The organism is Christiangramia sediminis, from assembly GCF_020552705.1.
Taxonomy (GTDB): Bacteria; Bacteroidota; Bacteroidia; order Flavobacteriales; family Flavobacteriaceae; genus Christiangramia; species Christiangramia sediminis.
Genome location: NZ_JAJBZG010000002.1, coordinates 451,933 through 473,816 on the forward strand (window position 1 = coordinate 451,933; position 21,884 = coordinate 473,816).

The window sequence follows — 21,884 nt, forward strand, 5'->3', positions numbered from 1 at the left end:
GATGAACGAAAGTCAAATTCTTGATTTATTATATGCTCTCTTACCTGCGATTATTGTTGGTTTGATCTCTTTTTATTTCTTTAATTCCTACTCCAAAAATGAAGAAAACAGAAGGAGATTTCTTCTGCTAAGAGAAAAACAAAAGACTTCTTTGCCCATACGTTTACAGGCTTATGAAAGACTGGCACTTCTCCTGGAAAGAATTTCACCGGGAAAAATTTTATTCAGAGTTCAGGTGATCTCTGAAGATGCAGATTCATATGCAAGCCTTTTAATTGCTAATATCGAACAGGAATTTGAACACAATCTTGCGCAACAGATCTATGTGAGTAATGAATGCTGGGACTATATTAAGACAGCAAAAAATGCCACCATTGCCCTGATTAGAAAAGCAGCTGCTAAAGAAGAAATTAAAACGGCGGACGAACTTCGGGAAATAATATTAAGAAGTCTTATGGATAAACAACCTCCAACAGATGCGGCACTGTCTTACATCAAAAAAGAGGTTAAAAACCTAGCTTAAACCAGGAAGATTTAGCAGCTTTTTTCTCCATTTCCTTCTTCTCGGCATATTCATAACCCTGCTGCCACCACTCGGTCATGGCTTTTTTATTAAACACCAATGAATTTTCAGTGAGTTTAGTCGGTGTATAATAGATGTTCAATTTCACCTTTTTATTCATGGCTGCCAGCTTCCCTTCTACAATATCATGATATTCCACCTGATCCAGTAAAAATCCGAAAAGATTTACCATTAAAGAAAAGGGATTCTTTCCCAGGATCTTATTGTATTCCATATTTTCTGCCTCAAGAATTATGGCATCTACTTCAGTAGCTCCACGTTTGATGGCTTCCCTTATAGGAACTACACAGCCCAGACCACCATCAGCATATTCAAAACCATCTTTTTGGGCGAGGCTCATAAAGGGAATATAATTACAACTTATCCAGATCCAGTCACAAAAATCATCATATTCAAATTCATGTATAGATTTATACTCTACCCTGTTCTTGGAAAGATTTGAGACGGTAACCACAACATCCTTCACATTACTCTTTAAATCTATAAAATCCTGATGTGAAAAATTTTTCCTGATATTTCTTCTTAGGGCCTTACTCTCCCCAAAAGTTCTGCGCTGTCTTATAAACTGCCAGACGGTGTTGAGATAATTAATGGTTACATATTCTCTGCCATCTTTCTTTTTTACAACAAAGGGATTGATGCTGAAAATCTTACGTTGATCTACATTGGTATAGATATCGTATATCTTTTGAAGATTACCCGCCGCAAGATGCGGAATAAGAAGGCTCCCCGTGGAAGTTCCAAGAAACAGGTCGTAATTTCGCTTTTTCTCCTGAATGAGATATTGAGCAACGCCGCCGGCAAAAGCTCCCTTGCTTCCTCCTCCAGATATCACTAATGCTCGCATTAAGGTTCTATTTGGTTCAATTCTTTATTTCTGTGCTTGGCGAATTCATAGCCGCTTTCCCACCAGACCTTCATCTTCTCCTCATCAAAAATAAGGGAATTCGTAGTTAAAACACTTGGAGTGTAATAAAAATTAAGAATCGCATCTTTATTGGCTGCAGAGAATTTCCCGATCTTAATATTTTGTGTTTCTATACGATCCAGCATAAAAGCAAATAAATTGGTAATTAGCGAAAAAACGTTTTTTGAGGGCATCCTGTTAAAATAAGTCACTTCAGTTTGTAAAATGATCGCATCAACTTCAGTGGCACCTCGTTTAATTGCTTCTTCAATTGGTACCATAGAGCCAAGTCCGCCATCAGCATATTCACATCCATTTTTCTTAACCAGGCTCATAAACGGGGTATAATTACAGGATATCCAGATCCATTCTAAAAAATCTTCATATTCGTAATCCCTGATAGATTTGTATTCTACTTCATTTAAAGACAAATTAGATACGGTGACCACAATATCCCTGGGCCCTGCCTTTAACTCTGCAAACTCTTCTTTTGTAAAGGTTTTTTCAAGTAATTTCTTAAGATTATGGCTTTCGCCAAAGGTCTTTTTGCCCTTTAAAAAATTAAGAAGTACATTAAAATGATTGATCGTAATATTCTCATAGCCGTGTTTTTTCTTGATCAAGAAAGGACGATTACTGAAAATACTGGACTGATTGACTGAAGTAAAAACTTTTTTCACCTTCTCTGCCTTCCCCAGAGCCATATGTCCTATTAGAAGACTACCGGTAGAGGTGCCTATAAAAAGATCATAATCCTTTTTTAATTCTTCCGTGAGGTATTGCGCCACACCTCCTGCAAATGCACCTTTACTTCCACCGCCAGAAATTACAAGGGCCCGCATATTATCCGTTGATTTTAGATCTCAAGTAAGTAACTTCCTCTTCAGCCATATTTTCTGATACTTCCTCCAATTTTTGCCGGTATTCTTCATTCTTTAAAAGTTCGTCCAGCAACTGCCGGCAATAATTTCTGAAACTGTAAGTATGATGTTGCGTTCCTTTTATTAAACTTTCCAGGCTTTGGGGATTAAATGCTCCAATTTGATAAAGATAACTAAATGCGTTCTCCCGTACCTGAAATGGCTGGCTGGGTGCCGTATATCCCGCTAACTCCTTATAATACTCTTCAGTAAGTTCCGGTTCAAATTCAGGAGTGACCAGGTTTAAAGTTAGCCAGAGCATCCTGATATTCTTATTATAAAAACCCTCTAAATCTCTGGTTTTCTCTAAATATTTTCTTCTGTCTTCCGGAAATTGCTCCCATAATTTGAATAAGGCCGCTTCAATAGTAAGATAAGATTCATCTTCCAGCAGGGATTCAAATTCAGATTTCAGGGAAGCAGGGATCTTCTCCATGGTTCGGGCAATAGCCTGCCGCACAAAAATATTATTACTCTGGAATGCCTTTTTATAAAGATCAGTTGCCCTTTGCGACTGGAGACCGGCCAGTTGATTTACTGCTTCCTGGCCCACATAATCGTTCACCGGAAAATCCAGCGCATCTTCCAGGTAGGAAGATTTTTGATCGAAAGGAGTTTCTCTTAGAGCTGCTATGTTTAAATAAGTGATAATAAATTCTGATCTTTTCAAAGATTCGAGCGACTGTGTAGCTTTAAAAGCTGATTGCTCCAGCCAGTCTTTCACAAATTGCGAAAGATCTTTACCTGAAGCCATTTCCATTTCAGCTATAAAATTGTCGGTATTTGCATTTTTAAAACTATACAGCTCTAAATAATTTTTAATTCCTTGTTGGAAAGCTTCATCTCCAATTCTTTCTCTTAAAATATGAAGCGCCCAGGCCCCTTTCTGATAAAAGGTCAATGAACCTGCCTTAGGGTTTAAAAGTGCCTCTCCTTTGCCGGAATCGCTAAGCTGTTTAAGACTTTCTGCGGTTTCATAAAGTTTCCAGTAATAATAGTCATCCCCAAAAATTTCCTTTTCTGCCAGTAATGCATAATAAGTGGCAAAACCCTCATGCAACCAGTGATCTTTTCCTTCTGTTTCAGTTACCAGATCTCCAAACCACTGGTGCGCCAGTTCATGTGCATTCACATTCACATAATTTCTGTCTTTAAAACCAATAGAATTTGTTAAAAAAGAAGAAGAAAAAATAGTAGTTCCTGTATTTTCCATTCCTCCATATAAAAAATCTAAAACCGGTATCTGTTTATAATTTTGCCATGGATAAGGCACCCCAATTTCATTCTCCAAAAAATCAAATATTTCAACGGAATGCCTGTAGGTAGGTTCAAATTTCAATGAATCTCCAGGGCGGTAAAAAAGCTCAATATCATCGTCGCTCGCAGAAGTAAAAGTTTTGGAATTAAATTGTCCCGCGGCCATTCCTACCAGATAACTGCTCATTGGCATATTCATATCAAATTTCCATACCCGGGTGCTATCATTAATGTTTTCAGAACTTTTCAGTATTCCGTTAGCAATGACTTTATAATCAGCGGGATATTCAAAACTTAGATCGAATTCCACTTTTTCGGTCATATCATCAAAACTGGGCAGCCAGGTGGAGGTATATTTACCCTGACCCTGAGTCCAGACCTGCTTTATTGATGTATCAGTTTCAGTCGAATCCCAGTTGATAAAATACATCCCGGAGTTCGGGTTAACCTTATACTTTAATGTGAGCTGATTATCCTGTGAAGGAAGAAAATCTGAAATTATATAGATGCCTTTTTCATTTGAATAAAAATTAACCGGTTTACCAGAAAGCATTACTTCGCTAAATTGCATTTTCTTACCGTCTATAAACAGGGTGTCTTCTTGTGCCAGAATATCGAAACTGTAATTTACCTTCCCCTCAACTTGAGTTTTTGAGGGTTTGATCTTCACATAAGCATCGATCTTCTTAAAATCGAAGTGATCTGTTTGGGAAAGCCCTGCATCCTGAGCTATTGAAGTAACTGACCAACATAGGAACAGGAAAAGAAGTGTTTTTCGCATGTAAATTTGAAGAATAACTTCTGCAAATTACGAAATTGGGGTTTTAATACATAAAATTTAAGCTTTAAACATCTTCCCTATGAAGCAGCAGTTCAAAAATCAAACGGTTTTAATATCTTCGTTTGTATGATCCAAAATCTCTTGCAAACCCCTATTGAATATTTAAAAGGAGTCGGGCCAAATCGGGCCGAAGTCCTGAAAAAAGAACTCAATATCCAATACTACAGGGATTTGATCAATTTCTTTCCGAACCGGTATATCGATAAGACCGGTTTTTACAAAATCAATCAACTGCAACAAAATTCTTCGGAAGTTCAAATCGTAGGAAAGATCGTCCATCTGAAAACAGTGGAACAAAAACGGGGAAAACGACTGGTTGCTGACTTTATTGACGACACAGGCAAAATGGAACTCGTTTGGTTTCGGGGGCACAAATGGATAAGAGAAAACATAAAACTAAATACACCTTATGTGATCTTCGGGAAGACCAACTGGTATAATGGTCTTTTTAGTATGCCGCACCCTGAAATGGAACTGGTCGCAGATTATAAAAAGAATTTGCGCACGGCCATGCAACCTGTCTATCCTTCCACTGAATTATTATTAAAAAAAGGGATCACCAACCGGGTAATTATGAAGTTGATGCAGGAAGTACTTCAACAAACCGGGTTGAAATTTTCAGAAAGTTTGAACAGGGAGCTTATTGATGAATTACAACTTATTTCAAAAGCCGAAGCTCTTTTCAATATTCACTTTCCCAAGAACCAGGAGTTACTGGCCAAATCGCAATTCAGGTTAAAATTTGAGGAATTGTTCTTTATTCAGCTTCAGCTTATCAGAAAAAATATGCTGCATAAGCAGAAGATAAAAGGTTTCAATTTTGAACAAATAGGCGATCACTTTAATGATTTTTACCAGGAACATTTACCTTTTGACCTCACCGGTGCACAAAAACGCGTGATCAAGGAAATCCGGAGTGATATGGGCAGTGGCGCACAGATGAACCGGCTCTTACAGGGAGATGTTGGTTCAGGAAAAACCATAGTAGCCCTGATGTCTATGCTAATTGCCTTAGATAATGGTTTCCAGGCCTGTTTAATGGCTCCTACCGAGATTTTATCTATTCAGCATTTTAACGGCCTAATTGAACTTTGTAAAGATCTGGATGTTGAAATTTATCTTTTAACTGGCTCCACTAAAACTGCGAAAAGAAGAGAGATACACGAAAAACTTGAAAATGGTGAAATTGACATTTTAATTGGCACACACGCGCTGCTTGAAGATAAAGTGAAGTTCAAGAATCTGGGCCTGGCCGTGATCGATGAACAACATAGATTTGGAGTGGCTCAACGGGCAAAATTATGGAAAAAGAACCATATTCCTCCACACATCCTGGTGATGACGGCGACCCCAATCCCACGAACACTGGCCATGAGTTTGTATGGAGACCTGGATATTTCTGTAATTGATGAATTACCACCGGGTAGAAAACCGGTAAAAACCGTACATAGGTTTGATAGTAATCGCTTAAAAGTTTTCAGGTTCATTAGAGAAGAGATCCAGAAAGGAAGACAGGTATATGTGGTTTATCCGCTGATCCAAGAATCTGAAAAAATGGATTATAAAGATCTTATGGATGGCTATGAAAGTATCGCCCGTGAATTTCCTGATTTTCAGATCTCCATTGTACATGGACAGATGAAACCTGCCGATAAAGATTACGAAATGGATCGTTTTGTAAGGGCCGAAACCCAGATCATGGTCGCCACCACGGTTATAGAAGTTGGAGTGAACGTTCCCAATGCCAGTGTTATGATCATAGAAAGTGCGGAAAGATTTGGATTATCCCAACTCCACCAGTTACGCGGAAGAGTTGGTCGTGGCGCCGAACAAAGTTTCTGTATATTAATGACCGGCCATAAACTTTCTAACGACAGCAAAACCAGGCTCGAAACCATGACTTCTACCAACGATGGTTTTGAGATCGCTGAAGTGGACTTAAAACTTCGTGGTCCCGGCGATTTGATGGGCACCCAGCAAAGTGGAGTCCTAAACCTGAAAATTGCAGATATTGTCAAGGATAACTCCATTCTTAAATCGGCAAGATATTATGCCACTAGGATTCTAAAAGCAGATCCAAATCTTTCTCAGGAGCAAAATAGTATGGTTAAAAATGCCTATTCCAGACTGGTAAAAAACAAAACTATCTGGAATTATATTAGCTAGACAAAATACTGTACACCAGATATATATTATATATTTTTAAATTTCGTAAACACTTTTTAAGTATCTTTAAACCACTTCCCCGGTTAAAAAAGATAATCCTACTATTCTTTAAGTTTTAGCTCCATTTCTTTTTACCTACAAAAGTTGCCTCAATTCATCATTATTGGAATTATTTACAATCAATAAAAACTGAAATTATGAGTGCAATTACTAAAATTAAACTGGGTATTAGCTTAATGCTAATTTGTTTTACTACCTCCCTAATAGCTCAAAACGGAGCTGAAGATGACATGGGGACTACACTTTATGACGCTTATAAAGACAAGGGAGTAAAAGAGGTTCTAAAAATTTACCAACAAAGTAACAATAACAAAGAGTACGAAGGGATGGCTGAACCTTTGAATGTCCTTGCTTATCGCTTAATGCAGGAAGAAGAAGATCTAAAATCTGCAGAAGTGCTACTAAAAGCGCAAATAGAAGAATATCCTGATGAAGCAAATCCCTATGATTCATATTCAGACCTTCTTTTAGAAATGGATAAAAAAGAGGAAGCAAGAAAGTATATAGAAAAATCTATTGCTATCGCTGAGAAAACCAATCATGAACAAAATGACCTGATTATCGAGGCGGGAAAGGCTAAACTGGCTATTCTGGACAACAAAGACAAGCAAATGAATTTCTTAGTGGGAAACTGGGATAATGAAACCAAAGTTTTCCAAAATGGTGAAGAAGTGAACAGCTCAAAAAGTTCAAATAATATCTCATTTGATTCCAGCGGATCAATCATGATAGTAGATCACGATACACCCGGAAAAAAACCCTGCTGCAAAAGAGTGATGGTGTATAATCCTGTAAAGGATGAATTTGATGTAGCCTTTATGAGAAGAGATCAACCAAACGGCATCTATAACTCAAAAATGCAGTTAAAAGAGGTTGAACCAGATCATTTCGAAATGATTGAAAAATATACCAATGATAATAATGAAGAAGTTGAAGTGAGACATGATATTCAGAAAAAATCAAATGAAGTTGAGTGGATCACCTACAATTCAAAGGATTCTGGCTGGGAAAAAGTTAGAAGCATGAATTTGAAAAAGAAAGGATAAAATTAAATTTTATCCCGAAAAATGAAAGAGGTGTGATCACCTCTTTTTTTATGAACATTCCTCAAAACAAAATTATTTTTCAGATTATGACAAAACCATTCGTAATACTATCTTTGCTGCCTGAAAAAGATTATCCATGAAGATTTCATATAACTGGCTTAAACAGTTCATTAAATTACCTGAAGAAGCTGAGAAAACCGGAGAATTATTAACTGACCTTGGTCTGGAAGTTGAAGGTATCTCCAGCTTTCAAAGTATCAAAGGAGGTCTTGAAGGGGTGGTTGTTGGTCACGTTTTAAGTTGCGAAGCACATCCTAATGCCGATAGGTTACAGCTTACAAAGGTAAATATAGGAAATGGTGAAGAGGTTCAAATAGTTTGTGGCGCTCCGAATATTGGAGCCGGACAAAAAGTTCCGGTTGCAACTATTGGAACGCTGCTTTATGATGAAAAAGGAGAATCCTGGGAGATCAAAAAAGGAAAGATTCGTGGAGAAGTAAGTTTAGGAATGATCTGTTCTGAAAATGAACTTGGTCTGGGACAAAGCCATGAAGGAATTATGGTGATGGATAATGAGCTGGTTCCAGGAACCAAAGTTGCCGATATCTTTGAAGTTGAAAATGACGAAGTTTTTGAGATTGGCTTAACTCCTAACAGAGCAGATGCCATGAGCCACTGGGGTGTTGCCAGAGATTTAAAAGCGGGTTACCAGCAAATGGGTAAACACCTGGAATTAATCACGCCTTCTGTGAGTAGTTTTCATGTGGACAACCGCAGTCTTAAAATTCAGATCAAAGTTGAGGATTCAAATTTAGCACCAAGATATTGCGGGGTGACCTTGTCTGAGATCAAGGTAGGAGAATCTCCAAAATGGCTTCAGAATAGATTAAAAGCAATTGGTCTTACTCCAAAAAATAATGTGGTTGACGCCACAAATTTTGTAATGCATGATCTGGGACAACCACTTCACGCGTTCGATGCCGGAAAGATCGCCGGGAATGAGATCCAGGTAAAAACTTTGAAAGGCGGAACCAAGTTTACCACGCTGGACGAAATTGAAAGGGAATTGCACGAAGAAGACCTAATGATCTGTGATGCAGAAAAACCTCTTTGTATTGCTGGCGTGTTTGGAGGCATTGGAAGCGGAGTGACTGAAAATACTACTCAGGTCTTTTTAGAGAGTGCATACTTTAATCCCGTTAGTGTTCGAAAAACCGCAAAAAGACATGCGATAAATACAGATGCCTCTTTTAGATTTGAAAGAGGAATAGATATCAATTCTGTAGAATTTGCTCTTAAACGTGCCGCACTTCTTATCAAAGAAATAGCCGGCGGAGAAATTACCAGTGATATTGATGATCTTTACTTTAACAAGATTGAAGATTTCCAGGTATTTCTAACCTTCGAGAAGGTCAACAAACTTATTGGAGAAAACCTGGAAGAAGAAACCATAAAGTCTATTCTTGCGTCTCTGGAGATTCGTGTAAATAATGTTACTGAAACCGGGATGGGACTTACTATTCCTTCTTACAGAGTAGACGTTCAGCGGGAATCTGATGTGATAGAAGAGATCCTTAGAGTCTACGGTTATAATAATATCAAGTTTGGAGATAAGCTTAGTCTTTCTGTGGCGAATTCGTCAAGATTTGAAGATTATAAAATCCAGAACCTCATCGCGGGACAGCTTATAGGCCAGGGATTCTATGAAACAATGGCCAATTCTCTAACCACCGCTAAATATAATAACCTAAGCGAGGAGCTAAAAGATGAGTATCAGGTTGAAATGCTGAATCCTTTAAGCCAGGATCTTTCCGTGCTTAGACAGAGTATGATATTTTCCGGTTTGGAAGCAATCAGCTATAATATTAACCGAAAAAGAAATAATATTAAGATCTTCGAATTTGGAAAAACTTACCATTCTTATGTTAGCGGAAGAGAAGAGAACAAACATCTTTCCCTGTTTATTTCAGGTGAAAGAACTTCTGAAAGCTGGAATGGTCTTGCCGGAAAAGGAAATTTCTTTTTCTTAAAAGGAACGATCAATTCCATTTTCGAAAAACTTGGAATCGCCAACCTAAAAAGTAAAGCTGTGAAAAGCGATATCTTTTCTGAAGGCCTTCAACTAAGCAGCAAAAAAGCGAAACTTGTAGAATTTGGGGTGGTAAAGAAATCTATCCTGAAAAAGTTCGATATTGAACAGGAAGTGATCTTTGCAGATTTCAACTGGGATGAAGTAATTGAAATGACAAAACATCAAAAAACGAGCTTCTCTCCTATTCCAAAATACCCAAGGGTAAGAAGAGATTTTGCGCTTTTACTGGATCAATCTGTTACTTACGAAGAGATCGAGCAGATCGCCAGACAATCTGAAAAGAAAATGCTTACAGATGTGAACCTATTTGACGTTTATGAAGGCAAGAATCTTCCAGAAGGCAAAAAGAGTTATGCGGTAAGTTTCACCTTCCAGGACGAAAACAAAACGCTTACCGATAAACAGGTAGACAAAATGATGAATAAACTTCAGCAGAGATTTGAAAAAGAACTCAATGCTGAATTGAGATAATAAAAAAACCGTGTGAGATTTCACACGGTTTTTTTATTCTAATATTTATATAAATACCTTAAAAGAGTTCTTTAAAAATATCATCTATATATTCCCTTGTTTCACGATCTAACCTGCGGGTTTGAATGGTTTCATCTGAAGTACCTCTCCACAAGATTTCGTTGGTTCGCCTATCAATAAAGTCGATTACCAGGGATCTTTCTCTGTAGGGCACCTGCTGAACTCTGGGCCCATTTATTCTTTGAATCGTAAAATAGTTCTCATATAAAGAATCCTGGTAGTAAGGCCCAATATAGAGTCCGGGACGGTAATAAGAATAATTGGTGTAAACAGGATTGGCATTTACTGCCACCTTTTCATCAAACATGGTATGAACATATACCAATACATCCGGTTGCATTTTATCCAGGCGAAATCCATTCTCACGCATATTAGCGTTTATGGTTTCAATTATATTTTGATTAATTGCATTATTGTCATAATCCCGGTTGATGATGGTATCCTTATTTGGCAGATACGCATAGGAATCATAGGACTTTAATTTTTTTACATCATCCTTCACGGTAGGTCCACTAGACCCACAGGATGCGATTAGTACTGTAAACAGAATTAATAAATTGGCTTTTAAAAATTTCATAGCATTAAAATTTTTTATTTGTCTCAAAATAACTTCAAAGTGTGCAATAACAAAAGACTGCAGCTTATTTGACGTTTATTTAACGGAAAAAGCGGCCTAATGCCGCTTTTTCTAAACTTTATTCAGAATTTCTTCTTATTTAGAAGGTAGGATCACGGAATCAATTACATGAATTACTCCATTAGATTGATTCACATCTGCCATGGTTACCGTTGCAACATTTCCAGCAGCTCCTTTAAGTTTCACCTTATCACCATCTAACATTGCCCAAACTTCAGCTCCATTAACGGTAGTGAATTTAGCTTTACCATTACCTTTTTTAATGGCAGCAACAATATCAGCAGCCTTGTAATCTCCGGCCAATACATGATAGGTTAGAACAGCCTGTAACTTTTTTTGATTTTCTTCTTTCAGTAAAGTTTCAACAGTTCCGGCAGGAAGTGCTTCAAAAGCCTTATTTGTAGGAGCGAAAACTGTAAAAGGTCCTTCACTTTTTAGGATATCCACCAATTCCGCAGCTTTAACCGCAGCAACCAACGTGGTATGATCTTTAGAATTTACGGCGTTCTCTACAATGTTTTTAGTAGGATACATTTCTGCTCCACCTACCATTTTAGTTTCAGCCATTTTATTCTGACCAATTGCAATTGTTCCAACTAAAAGGAACATACTTAGAATAGTTAAAAATCTTAGATTTTTCATAATTAAGGGTTTGATTATTTATATATAAAATTACGAGGAGAAGCCATAAACAGTTTTTAAATGACCGCTAATTGGCTTAGAATTAACTTCTGTAGAGGCTTGGCAGAATGAACTTTTAAAAACTTTTCAATTGCTATTCTAAACCTAATTGTCTAATTTAGTGATGCTAAAGAAAAAGAAAATGGAGTTGAACTTTCCCCGTACCAATATCGAGCAGCAACTATTAAAAGTTCGAAATAAAAGTACCAGTGAAGAGAAAATCATTAATGAGGTCAGGTTGATTCTGGCGGAAACTGATGCCAGGGACGAAACTATCCAACAGGAATTACAACAAGGAAATAGTTCAGACTACAATCATTTTGATTTCGATCTAATGGAAACAGATCGCATCTTTCATCTGGATGATATTTATAAAATATGTGTGAATTATAGATTGAGATTCCTGGACTCCCGTTTCTTTAAGTCAAAGATTCCTTATGAAGCGCTTATGGAAATCAAGGAGCTGGAGAAAAATCATGATACTAGCCTTAAAGGATTTAAAATTATTGCACCCTCCAAACTTTTCAAACTGGAAAATGCTGATGATCCCCTGCTTTTTGTACCTATAGGGAATGATTACTACTATCTTGTTCACAAATGGGGTAATGATCTTCATCCGTTTAGAAAATTGATAATGTGGCCTTTTAAAACCCTGGAAAATTTTGTTGTGCTGTTGTTGGCAACAAGTTTCTTAACTGCCCTGATTATTCCTGACGGTCTTTTCACTCCACAGCAATCTACCACTCAATTTTTTATGATCTTCTTTTTTATCTTTAAATGGTTTGCAGGACTATCTATTTTTTATGGATTTAAGATGGGTAAAAATTTCAGTACAGAGATCTGGAATAGCAAATATTATAATGCATAAGTTAATTTCAGACTAAAAAATTATCATAGCCTGCCGCATATTTGTAATTTAGATAGATAAATTATATAAAATGAGTGAAGACGAAAGTTATAAAAGAGTATACACCGGTCCAGATACCAATGTTCAATATCTTCAGGAATTATTTGAAAAATCAGGAATACATTCCCGGGTTAGAAACGATTTTGAATCAAGTATAAGGGCAGGTTTTGGCTCCACGCCAGGACAGGTTTTATTATTTGTATTTAATAAGGATTACGAAGAAGCCGTAAAAATTGCGAAAACAACCTTTCCTAAAGACTTTACAAATAAATGATCAGGAAATTAGTACTGAAGAACAAAAACCACAAAGAAACATCTGGAATTTAGTACTGGGAATTGTCTTCCTGGGGTATGGAAGTTTCAGACTTTACCAAAAAACGCAGTTACAGGAATCTGATACCTTCGGAATTATTCTAGCCGTTGGTTTTATCATTTTCGGGATCTATGATCTCTATAAATACTATAAAGGAATATAAAAATGGCCGGGTTAACCCGGCCTTTATTTATTACCATTTTATAATGGCGCTTCCCCAGGTAAAACCACTACCAAAAGCAGCAAGCACTACTATATCACCTTCTTTTATTTTTCCTTCTTCCCAGGCTTCAGTTAATGCAATGGGAATTGATGCCGCAGTGGTATTACCATATTTCTGAATATTATTATATACCTGATCATCTGCAAGTTTAAATTTCTGCTGAACAAATTGAGAAATTCTAAGATTCGCCTGATGAGGAATAAGCATATCTATATCGGAAACTTCCAGACCATTTTCCTTTAATCCCTCGTTAATTACTTCAGAAAAACGCTGAATGGCATTTTTAAAGACGAATTGCCCGTTCATATAAGGATAATAAGGAATATCCTCTCCCTGCGGATTATCTGCAATGATCTCAGTGACCCAGTAATTTGTACTTGGACCTTTTAAAGATAATTCCAAAGCATGCTTCCCTTCAGAATGTAAATGGGTAGAAAGTATGCCCTGTCCATTATGATCACTTCTTGTTAGCACAGCGGCACCTGCCCCATCTCCAAAAATTACAGATACGGAGCGGCCCCTGTCCGTAAAGTCAAGGCCTCCACTATGATTCTCGCTTCCAATTACCAGCACGTTATTATACATACCGGTTTTAATGAATTGATCTGCTACAGAAACAGCATAGATAAAACCACTACATTGATTGCGAACATCAAGCGCCGGACATGTATCTATTTCCAGCATTTCCTGAACCTGAACCCCGCAACCAGGGAAGTAATAATCTGGACTTAAAGTTGCGAAAACAATAAGATCTATGTCATCCTTAGAGATTCCTGAACGTTCTATAGCAACTTTGGCAGCTTTAACTCCCATTGTGGCTGTAGTATTTCCATCGCCTTTTTTAATATGTCTTCTTTCTTTGATTCCGGTACGTTCGGTGATCCACTCATCATTAGTGTCCATCAATTTTGAAAGATCATCATTTGTGACCACATTTTCCGGGACATATTTTCCTAATCCTGCAATTTTTGTTTGATACATGGACGATTTATTATGATATTAAAAATTATTCTTATTAAATTTAAGCAAAATGTAAAAAAACAGACGCGCAATATAATAAACATTAACATTCCAAATGTAGCTGCCGTCCTTAAACTTTCATCTAAAATTTTATTTATGAACCGACTTTTTATTTGTCTTTCGGCCATGTTCCTGTTTATTTCGGGAATGTTTGCCCAGGAAAACCTGGATTATCAAAAACCACCCAAAGAGATCCTGGATCTTATTGACGTACCGCTTGCTCCCGCAACTCTTATAGATAGTGATGCTGAAATGATGATCTTTCTATATCGGGATCAGTTTAAAAGTATAGCAGAATTGAGTGAAGAAGAAATGCGCCTGGGCGGATTAAGAATTAACCCTGTTACCAATATAAATAGCAGGGCAAGATATTACAATGACTTAAAGGTTAAGCCTGTAGATGGAGATCAACCTAAAAATGTCACTGGTCTTCCAGAAGCACCGAGACTTACAAATTTCAGCTGGTCCCCAGATGAATCTATGATCGCTTTCACCCATACTACTGATAAAGGAGTAGAACTTTGGGTTTTAGACATTAAAAATGCTTTGGCAAAAAAATTAACCGAAGGAACCCTGAATGCAAATATGAGAAGTACTCTTAACTGGTTCAGAGATAATTCTGCTTTACTAGTTACCATGCTTCCCTCAGACAGAGAAAAACTAATTGATACTGAAACTTCAGTACCTACGGGCCCTACCATTTCGGTAAGCGATGGAAAAGAAGCTCAGAACAGAACTTATCAGGATCTGCTCAAAAATCCAAATGATGAATATAATTTTGAACAACTGGCAAGATCTGAACTGGTAAAAGTAAATCTTGACGGAACTACCTCCAAATGGATGGCTCCCAAAATGTACAGCGATATTTCCTTTTCACCAGATGGAAAATATGTGATGATAACCAATATTAAAAAACCATTTTCATATTTGGTTCCATATTACAGGTTCCCTTCCGAAACCAATATTTATGATGCTTCAGGAAAATTGGTTAATATGATCAATGATGTTCCACTTATTGAAGACCTTCCAAAAGGTTTTATGGCGGAACGTGAAGGAAAAAGAGATTTTCAGTGGCGGGATGACAAACCAGCTACTTTAGTGTATGTAACTGCGCTGGATGGTGGAGATCCTGAAGTAGAAGCCGAATACCGGGATGAATTCTTCCAGTTAGAAGCTCCTTTTAAAGGGGAAGGCAAATCGTTATTAAAAGTAAAGAACAGAGGTAGCAGAATTTTATGGGGAGATGATGAGATAGCTCTGGCAACAGACTACTGGTGGAATACGCGAAATACAAAAACATATGTTTTTGATCCTTCAGATTCTTCAGAAAATCCCGAAATCATTTTTGACAGAAATTACCAGGATGTTTACAGTGATCCCGGGAGTTTTGTTACGGCAAAGAATAAATTCGGAAGAAGTATTCTAAAACTTGATGGTGAAAATGCATTTTTATTAGGATCAGGTTTTACTGAAGAGGGACAGTATCCATTTGTAGATAAAATTGATCTTGAAGATGGAGATACCAAAAGATTATATCAATCTAAATTTGAGGACAAAAAAGAAAGCCTTGTAGAAGCACTGGATATCGAAGAAGGAAAAATCTTAGTTAGAATTGAAGCCTCTACTGAATATCCTAATTATTACATTCGAGATATAGCCTCAGATGATAATTTAACCCAGATCACCTCATTTGAAAATCCTTTCAAAAGTCTGGAAGATGTCAGTAAAGAAGTGGTCACTTATAAACGTGAGGATGGCCTGGAACTGAATGCCACCTTATATCTTCCCGCTGGTTACGACAAAGAGAACCCCGAGAAGTTACCAATGTTGATGTGGGCCTATCCGCGTGAATTTAAAGACAAAAATTCTGCTTCCCAGAATACCTCCAATGCAAATGACTTTACCTATCCTTATTACGGTTCTCCTATTTACTGGGTGAATTTGGGGTATGTGGTCCTGGACGATGCTTCTTTCCCTATTGTGGGTGAGGGAGATGAGGAGCCAAATGATACTTTTAGAAAGCAACTGGTAGCAAATGCAAAGGCTGCCATAGATGCAGTGGACGAAATGGGATATGTAGACAGAGATAGGGTTGCCGTGGGAGGGCACAGTTATGGTGCTTTTATGACCGCTAATTTATTATCTCATTCAGATCTTTTTGCCGCGGGAATCGCCAGAAGCGGCGCTTACAATAGAACGCTTACTCCATTTGGGTTCCAAAGTGAGGAAAGAAGTTACTGGGAAGCTCCCGAGGTTTACAATACCATGTCTCCTTTTATGCATACCGATAAGATGAAAACTCCTTTGTTGCTTATACACGGGGAAGCCGATAATAATTCAGGAACCTACCCAATGCAAAGTGAGCGTTATTTTAATGCTTTAAAAGGACTTGGGGCAACGGCCAGGCTGGTAATGCTGCCAAAGGAAAGTCATGGATATAGCGCCAAGGAATCTGTATTGCATGTACTTTGGGAACAAGACCAATGGCTGGAAAAATATGTGAAGAATAAAAAGGAAAATGAAGAAAAAGCAGATGAAATGATAATGCCTGAAGAAAGTCCGGGAAATTAAAAGCGCTGCAAATACAAAACAAAAAACCCGGCAAATTGCCGGGTTTTTTGTTTAACTAAGGAAGCGCAGTCAATTGGGATCGACTACGCTTCCTAACAACCTAACCAATAAATCAACCATTAGAGATACACTCTAAACTTATTAATTTCAACATTTGCTTTAAGATCATGTAATAGATTGTAAAGGCCAAAAAAGGTCCTACTCATATAGAGAAAATGTCTACTTCCTCTATTTCCATTCATTCTTCGCAATTCAGGGTCTTTTGAATATTTTTCACTTAATTCTGAAAGATGCTGCCAGAACTTCTCATCTGTAAAATCAAATCTTTCTTCTTGATAAGGAGTAGAGAACATACTAAACATTTCATAGAACATTTCTGAAAAGAATAATTTCTCTTTCTCCGTATCTCTTTCATTTAGAATCTCAAGCTCCAGAAGTCTTTCGAAAAAGAATTCCTTATTATTTAAATTTGCTCTATCTGTCAGAGAAAAATATGGATCGTAAAAATCTTCCGGGATCTGTTTTATGCATCCAAAATCTATGGCGATAAGGTTATGATCTTTATCCACCATAAAATTTCCCGGATGAGGATCTGCATGAACCTGTTTTAAACCATGTATCTGAAACATATAGAAATCCCATAATGCCTGTCCAACTTTATTCGCTAGTTCCTGATCATCATTTACTTTGCCAAATTCACTTAAATGAACACCGTCCATCCAATCCATGGTAATAATACGCTCGCTGGACAGCGCTTCGTAATATTTAGGAAATTTCAGATTAGGGATATGCGCACAGGCTTCAGAAATTTCTTTACTCTGTTTTACTTCCAGAATATAATCTGTTTCCTCAAGCAGTTTTCCCTCTACTTCTTTAAAATATTTTTCAGAATCCTTAGCCTGCATATTGAACATCTTCAAGGCAATTGGTTTTACCATGGCCAGATCTGAACTGATACTGTCTGCAACTCCCGGATATTGGATTTTCACAGCAAGTTTTTTCCCATCTTTTGTAGCCTTATGCACCTGTCCGATGCTGGCTGCATTTACCGATTGAGTTGCAAACGTATCATATAAATTTTCAGGATATTCTCCATTATACTTTTTGAATGTCTTTCTTACCAATGGTGCTGAAAGTGGAGGAACGCTAAATTGCGCCAAACTAAATTTTTCCACATAAGCCCCTGGCAATAAGTTCTTCTCCATAGAAAGCATCTGCGCTACCTTTAAGGCACTACCCTTCAAACTTTTTAAACCATCATAAATATCACTTGCATTATCTTCATCAAGTTCATCTCTTGTCAATTCAGAATTAAAAGCTTTTTTACCGTAATACTTCAGGTAATTACCGCCTATTTTTACACCGGTCTGAACCAGTTTTCCGGTTCTGCCTATTTTTCCTGTAGGTATATTGTCTATGGTTTTCATCTATCTCTTCTCTAACTTATGCCATTCGTTCTTTCCACAGAAATTTACCCAGATCTACTACTCTTTCTAAAGGAGTGTTATCGAAAAGGTCGAAAACTGTATTTACAGATTTTTCTATAGCGACATCTGTACTTTCAAAGGCTGCAGAATTGTCGTCCATCCAGAATTTCAATAAGAATAAGAACTGTACCCAGACTCCTTCAGAAAAGATCATTTCATTCTGCTGAAAAAGCTTTAGAGTTTTATCGCTATTACCGTCTTGAATCAGTGTTTTTGCATAACTTCTAATTCGCTTACGCAAATTCTTAAGTTGATCTAAATTCTTGAGTGGCATTTCATGTTCACTCAAGGTGTAGAGTACATAACTTCTATTCGCTGTAAGAACTTCAAAAAAGGTATAGAAAAAAGTGAGTAGCTTTTCCCGGTTAGAGAAAGTTGCATACTCTTTAGATTTTTGCATTACCTCCATCGCGTTTTCAAAAAACCTGTCCCAGATCGCTTTTCTTAAACCTTCAAAACTTCCATAAAATTTATAGAAATCCTGCTCGGTCATATCATTGTCTTTCGCAAATTTATAAACGCTCCTTGGTGTTTTTTCATGCTCCAGTACATAGTCCATATAAACTGCGATCAATGTATCTGCATCGGGTTTTTTCTTCACTTTACTATTTGCTGTTTTCTTTGCCATAATTCTTTCTTCTTTTCAAAAATACAACTTTGTTTAATTTATTTTAAAAAACTTTAAACAAAACTTTGTTAAATATTTCCTCTTCAATGAATTCGGTTGTTTAGACGTGTGTCAAGCCTATAAATTACAGGTGCCAGTTTGACAGCGAATCGTGAATGGTATTTTTTTTGAAATAGGGAGTATGAATCAAAATTAAATTTTAAAATATGGCAACCGGAAAAATAAATGTATCTGTTGAAAACATTTTTCCGCTCATCAAGAAGTTTTTATACAGTGATCATGAAATCTTTTTGAGGGAGCTTATATCAAATGCAACCGATGCTACCTTAAAACTTAAACATTTAAGCGCTCTTGGGGAAGCAAATGTAGATTACGTAAACCCTTTTATTGAGGTAAAGATCAACGAGGAGAACAAAACCCTTCACGTAATAGATCAGGGTATAGGTATGACAAAAGAGGAAGTTGAAAAGTACATCAATGAAGTAGCTTTCTCTGGAGCAGAAGAATTCCTTGAAAAATATAAAGACTCAGCAAAAGATAGCGGAATCATTGGTCACTTTGGACTTGGATTCTACTCTGCCTTTATGGTAGCTAATAAAGTAGAAATAATTACCAAGTCTCATAAGGACGAACCGGCAGCTCACTGGATTTGTGAAGGAACTACTGAATTTACCCTGGAAGAAGGCAATAAAGAAACACACGGTACCGAGATCATTCTTCATATTAATGAGGAGGATAAGGAATTTCTTAAGGAGAATAGAATTCAGGAATTACTGGTGAAGTACAATAAGTTTATGCCAATTCCGATCAAATTCGGAACGAAGGAAGAAACTTTACCCCTTCCAGAAGATGCAAAAGAGGATGCTAAGCCAGAAACTAAAACCGTTGATAATATTATCAATAATCCGGAACCGGCCTGGACAAAGCAACCTACAGATCTTGAAGAGAAAGATTACAACGAGTTCTACAGGGAATTGTATCCTATGCAATTTGAGGAACCGCTTTTCCATATCCACCTAAATGTTGATTATCCTTTCAATCTTACCGGGATACTTTATTTCCCCAGGATGACTCAGGATATGAATGTTCAGAAAGATAAGATCCAACTGTACCAAAATCAGGTTTATGTGACCGATAATGTGGAAGGAATTGTACCAGAATTTCTTACCATGTTACGCGGAGTCATAGATTCTCCCGATATCCCTCTAAATGTATCCAGATCCTACCTTCAGGCAGATGGAGCTGTTAAAAAGATCTCCAGTTATATTACCAGAAAAGTAGCGGACAAACTGAAAAGTCTATTCAATAATAATCGTGAAGATTTCGAAAAGAAATGGAACGATATTAAGATCGTTATTGAATATGGTATGCTTTCCGAAGATAAATTTTTCGAAAAAGCTGAGAAATTTGCCCTTTATCCAACTACCGATGGTGAATATTATATCTTCTCTGAATTAGAAGAAGCGATCAAAGAAAACCAGACCGACAAAGATGGTAATATGGTAATTCTTTATGCTTCCAACGAAAATGAGCAGCACAGTTATATTGAAGCTGCTAAAAACAAAGGTTATAAAGTATTACTGTTGGATTCTCCAATTGTTTCTCACTTACTTCAGAAACTGGAAACTTCGAAAGAGAAAATATCCTTTGTTCGTGTAGATTCAGATCATGTGGATAACTTGATTAAAAAGGATGATGAAAAGATCTCTAAACTTTCAGATGAGGAAAAGGAACAGCTTAAAGCTGATTTCGAAAAAGTGATCCCTGCTGAAAAATATACCATTCAGATGGAAGCGATGGACAGTAATGCTGCACCATTGATCATCACGCAACCGGAGTTTATGCGAAGAATGAAAGAAATGCAACAAACCGGCGGAGGCGGCGGAATGTTTGGAATGGGTAATATGCCTGAAATGTATAATCTGGTCGTAAATACAAATCACGACCTTATCAATACAATTCTAAACACGAAAACTGAGAAAAAACAGCAACGTCTTATTAAGCATTCATTAGACCTGGCCAGACTTTCTCAAAATCTGCTGAAAGGTGAAGAACTTACCAGTTTTATCAAGAGAAGTTTTGATATGGTAAAATAACAGGATAACAATAATTTATAAGGAGCCGCTTTCCGTTTGGGAAGCGGTTTTTTTATGATAACTATTTTTCTTTCGTACTTTTAAAAAAAAATTCCCTGCTATGAAAAAGTTGACATTTCTATTAATATTCCTATCAATTATTAGCTGTAAACAGCATAATATGGAAGAAAAAATCCCTGTAGAACCAGATAACGGTATTGGAGATGGAGCAACTCCACCAAAGGTTTTTTCCTTTTCAGAAAATATTGAAGAGGCGCATAATAAAACCGCATTTATGATGAAGGAAGCCGTTTCTTTTGACATTAATTTAAAATTTAGAGGAAACACCAGACTTGAAGGAACCGTTAGCATGACTACCAACTCTTCCAGGGTCAGGTTAGATAATGTAGATGGTAGTGTTCTGGTTTTTGATGGCGAGAACGTATACATTAACCCAGTTTCTGCTAAAAAAGAAGGCGCCAGATTTGATATTTTTACCTGGCAATACTTTTTTGCCATGCCTTTTAAATTAACCGATCCCGGAACTGTCTGGGAGAAACTGGAACCAAAAATGATAGATAGCACTACATATGACACCGCCAGACTTAGTTTTGAATCAAATGTAGGGGATTCACCAGACGACTGGTATGTTGTATATAAAGATCCTCAAACTAACAGGCTTAAAGCGGCGGCATATATAGTTACTTTCGGGCAGAAACAGGAAAAGGCCGAAGAAGATCCCCATGCCATCATTTATTCAGACTATAAGAGTATTGAGAATGTTGAGATTGCTTCTAAATGGAGCTTTCATAACTGGAATTCACAAGATGGTTTTGGAGAAAAACTGGGGGAAGCTACAATCTCAAATATAAACTTCTTTTCACCGGAAAATGATTTCTTTAAGGCTCCAGAGAATTCTGAAATTATAAAGAAATAATT

Annotated in this window: 18 protein-coding genes; 10 read left to right on the forward strand and 8 right to left on the reverse strand. The window is 37.1% G+C overall.

Annotated elements, in window-relative coordinates:
- The first annotated feature begins 1 nt into the window (after position 1).
- Positions 2-523 carry a DUF7935 family protein gene (locus LGQ90_RS06390; protein WP_229339334.1) on the forward strand — a complete coding sequence of 174 codons (522 nt, stop codon included), beginning with the start codon at positions 2-4 and terminating at the stop codon, positions 521-523.
- Here the strand turns inward: LGQ90_RS06390 and LGQ90_RS06395 are convergent.
- The 3 genes from LGQ90_RS06395 to LGQ90_RS06405 are packed head-to-tail and all read right to left on the reverse strand — an operon-like array spanning position 507 to position 4,448.
- Complete coding sequence (locus LGQ90_RS06395; RefSeq protein WP_229339336.1) at positions 507-1,430, reverse strand: patatin-like phospholipase family protein; 924 nt, start codon at positions 1,428-1,430, stop codon at positions 507-509. The two genes, LGQ90_RS06390 and LGQ90_RS06395, sit on opposite strands and share 17 nt — an antisense overlap.
- Positions 1,430-2,332, reverse strand: a complete 903-nt coding sequence (locus LGQ90_RS06400) for a patatin-like phospholipase family protein (protein WP_229339338.1) — start codon at positions 2,330-2,332, stop codon at positions 1,430-1,432. Before LGQ90_RS06400 ends, LGQ90_RS06395 begins: the two co-directional genes overlap by 1 nt.
- 1 nt (position 2,333) lies before the next feature.
- Positions 2,334-4,448, reverse strand: coding sequence for a M1 family metallopeptidase (locus tag LGQ90_RS06405; protein WP_229339340.1), 2,115 nt, complete (start codon positions 4,446-4,448; stop codon positions 2,334-2,336).
- 126 nt (positions 4,449-4,574) lie between these two features.
- Here LGQ90_RS06405 and recG point away from each other — a divergent pair, with 126 nt between their 5' ends.
- The 3 genes from recG to pheT all read left to right on the forward strand — a co-directional run bounded on the left by recG (position 4,575) and on the right by pheT (position 10,343).
- Entirely contained in the window at positions 4,575-6,674 is a 2,100-nt protein-coding gene (gene recG / locus LGQ90_RS06410) for an ATP-dependent DNA helicase RecG (protein ID WP_229339341.1), read from the forward strand.
- A gap of 197 nt (positions 6,675-6,871) precedes the next feature.
- On the forward strand, positions 6,872-7,780 hold the full coding sequence (locus LGQ90_RS06415; protein ID WP_229339343.1) for a tetratricopeptide repeat protein: 909 nt from the start codon (positions 6,872-6,874) through the stop codon (positions 7,778-7,780).
- 136 nt (positions 7,781-7,916) lie between these two features.
- A complete protein-coding gene (pheT, locus tag LGQ90_RS06420) occupies positions 7,917-10,343 on the forward strand; it encodes a phenylalanine--tRNA ligase subunit beta (protein WP_229339344.1) in 2,427 nt (808 codons plus the stop codon).
- A gap of 58 nt (positions 10,344-10,401) precedes the next feature.
- Here the strand turns inward: pheT and LGQ90_RS06425 are convergent, their stop codons facing one another.
- A complete protein-coding gene (locus LGQ90_RS06425) occupies positions 10,402-10,980 on the reverse strand; it encodes a DUF4136 domain-containing protein (protein WP_229339346.1) in 579 nt (192 codons plus the stop codon).
- 135 nt (positions 10,981-11,115) lie between these two features.
- Positions 11,116-11,682 carry a fasciclin domain-containing protein gene (locus LGQ90_RS06430; RefSeq protein ID WP_229339348.1) on the reverse strand — a complete coding sequence of 189 codons (567 nt, stop codon included), beginning with the start codon at positions 11,680-11,682 and terminating at the stop codon, positions 11,116-11,118.
- Between the two features lie 181 nt (positions 11,683-11,863).
- Between LGQ90_RS06430 and LGQ90_RS06435 the strand changes: the two genes are divergently transcribed.
- The 3 genes from LGQ90_RS06435 (at position 11,864) to LGQ90_RS06445 (ending at position 13,104) form a co-directional block, all read left to right on the forward strand.
- Complete coding sequence (locus LGQ90_RS06435) at positions 11,864-12,589, forward strand: hypothetical protein (RefSeq protein ID WP_229339350.1); 726 nt, start codon at positions 11,864-11,866, stop codon at positions 12,587-12,589.
- A gap of 70 nt (positions 12,590-12,659) precedes the next feature.
- Entirely contained in the window at positions 12,660-12,902 is a 243-nt protein-coding gene (locus LGQ90_RS06440; RefSeq protein WP_229339352.1) for a putative signal transducing protein, read from the forward strand.
- Positions 12,862-13,104: a hypothetical protein gene (locus LGQ90_RS06445; RefSeq protein ID WP_229339354.1), complete on the forward strand. Its 243-nt coding sequence runs from the start codon at positions 12,862-12,864 to the stop codon at positions 13,102-13,104. Before LGQ90_RS06440 ends, LGQ90_RS06445 begins: the two co-directional genes overlap by 41 nt.
- 30 nt (positions 13,105-13,134) lie before the next feature.
- Here LGQ90_RS06445 and LGQ90_RS06450 read toward each other — a convergent pair whose 3' ends face one another.
- The gene (locus LGQ90_RS06450; RefSeq protein ID WP_229339356.1) at positions 13,135-14,145 is read right to left on the reverse strand and encodes a 3-oxoacyl-ACP synthase III family protein; all 1,011 of its coding nucleotides are present in this window, start codon (positions 14,143-14,145) and stop codon (positions 13,135-13,137) included.
- A gap of 135 nt (positions 14,146-14,280) precedes the next feature.
- On the opposite strand from LGQ90_RS06450, the gene LGQ90_RS06455 reads away from it, so the two are divergent.
- Positions 14,281-16,755, forward strand: a complete 2,475-nt coding sequence (locus LGQ90_RS06455; protein WP_229339358.1) for a S9 family peptidase — start codon at positions 14,281-14,283, stop codon at positions 16,753-16,755.
- Positions 16,756-16,874: 119 nt separating this feature from the next.
- Here the strand turns inward: LGQ90_RS06455 and LGQ90_RS06460 are convergent, their stop codons facing one another.
- Both LGQ90_RS06460 and LGQ90_RS06465 read right to left on the reverse strand, forming a co-directional pair.
- Positions 16,875-18,182, reverse strand: a complete 1,308-nt coding sequence (locus tag LGQ90_RS06460; protein ID WP_229339361.1) for an ABC1 kinase family protein — start codon at positions 18,180-18,182, stop codon at positions 16,875-16,877.
- Between the two features lie 16 nt (positions 18,183-18,198).
- Positions 18,199-18,870 carry a TetR family transcriptional regulator C-terminal domain-containing protein gene (locus LGQ90_RS06465; protein ID WP_229339363.1) on the reverse strand — a complete coding sequence of 224 codons (672 nt, stop codon included), beginning with the start codon at positions 18,868-18,870 and terminating at the stop codon, positions 18,199-18,201.
- A gap of 206 nt (positions 18,871-19,076) precedes the next feature.
- Between LGQ90_RS06465 and htpG the strand changes: the two genes are divergently transcribed.
- Complete coding sequence (htpG, locus tag LGQ90_RS06470; protein WP_229339365.1) at positions 19,077-20,966, forward strand: molecular chaperone HtpG; 1,890 nt, start codon at positions 19,077-19,079, stop codon at positions 20,964-20,966.
- A gap of 160 nt (positions 20,967-21,126) precedes the next feature.
- Positions 21,127-21,882 (forward strand): DUF6503 family protein, encoded by a 756-nt coding sequence (locus LGQ90_RS06475; protein ID WP_229339367.1) that lies wholly within the window; start codon positions 21,127-21,129, stop codon positions 21,880-21,882.
- Positions 21,883-21,884: the final 2 nt, after the last annotated feature.

What these genes read in the sequence shown, in the direction of transcription:
- LGQ90_RS06440 (WP_229339352.1), top strand. Translation starts at nt 12,660, where the DNA reads ATGAGTGAAGACGAAAGTTATAAAAGAGTATACACCGGTCCAGATACC.
- LGQ90_RS06450 (WP_229339356.1), bottom strand. Translation starts at nt 14,145, where the DNA reads ATGTATCAAACAAAAATTGCAGGATTAGGAAAATATGTCCCGGAAAAT.
- LGQ90_RS06460 (WP_229339361.1), bottom strand. Translation starts at nt 18,182, where the DNA reads ATGAAAACCATAGACAATATACCTACAGGAAAAATAGGCAGAACCGGA.
- LGQ90_RS06465 (WP_229339363.1), bottom strand. Translation starts at nt 18,870, where the DNA reads ATGGCAAAGAAAACAGCAAATAGTAAAGTGAAGAAAAAACCCGATGCA.
- LGQ90_RS06455 (WP_229339358.1), top strand. Translation starts at nt 14,281, where the DNA reads ATGAACCGACTTTTTATTTGTCTTTCGGCCATGTTCCTGTTTATTTCG.
- pheT (WP_229339344.1), top strand. Translation starts at nt 7,917, where the DNA reads ATGAAGATTTCATATAACTGGCTTAAACAGTTCATTAAATTACCTGAA.
- htpG (WP_229339365.1), top strand. Translation starts at nt 19,077, where the DNA reads ATGGCAACCGGAAAAATAAATGTATCTGTTGAAAACATTTTTCCGCTC.
- LGQ90_RS06475 (WP_229339367.1), top strand. Translation starts at nt 21,127, where the DNA reads ATGGAAGAAAAAATCCCTGTAGAACCAGATAACGGTATTGGAGATGGA.
- LGQ90_RS06395 (WP_229339336.1), bottom strand. Translation starts at nt 1,430, where the DNA reads ATGCGAGCATTAGTGATATCTGGAGGAGGAAGCAAGGGAGCTTTTGCC.
- LGQ90_RS06400 (WP_229339338.1), bottom strand. Translation starts at nt 2,332, where the DNA reads ATGCGGGCCCTTGTAATTTCTGGCGGTGGAAGTAAAGGTGCATTTGCA.
- LGQ90_RS06415 (WP_229339343.1), top strand. Translation starts at nt 6,872, where the DNA reads ATGAGTGCAATTACTAAAATTAAACTGGGTATTAGCTTAATGCTAATT.
- LGQ90_RS06390 (WP_229339334.1), top strand. Translation starts at nt 2, where the DNA reads ATGAACGAAAGTCAAATTCTTGATTTATTATATGCTCTCTTACCTGCG.
- recG (WP_229339341.1), top strand. Translation starts at nt 4,575, where the DNA reads ATGATCCAAAATCTCTTGCAAACCCCTATTGAATATTTAAAAGGAGTC.
- LGQ90_RS06425 (WP_229339346.1), bottom strand. Translation starts at nt 10,980, where the DNA reads ATGAAATTTTTAAAAGCCAATTTATTAATTCTGTTTACAGTACTAATC.
- LGQ90_RS06405 (WP_229339340.1), bottom strand. Translation starts at nt 4,448, where the DNA reads ATGCGAAAAACACTTCTTTTCCTGTTCCTATGTTGGTCAGTTACTTCA.
- LGQ90_RS06430 (WP_229339348.1), bottom strand. Translation starts at nt 11,682, where the DNA reads ATGAAAAATCTAAGATTTTTAACTATTCTAAGTATGTTCCTTTTAGTT.
- LGQ90_RS06435 (WP_229339350.1), top strand. Translation starts at nt 11,864, where the DNA reads ATGGAGTTGAACTTTCCCCGTACCAATATCGAGCAGCAACTATTAAAA.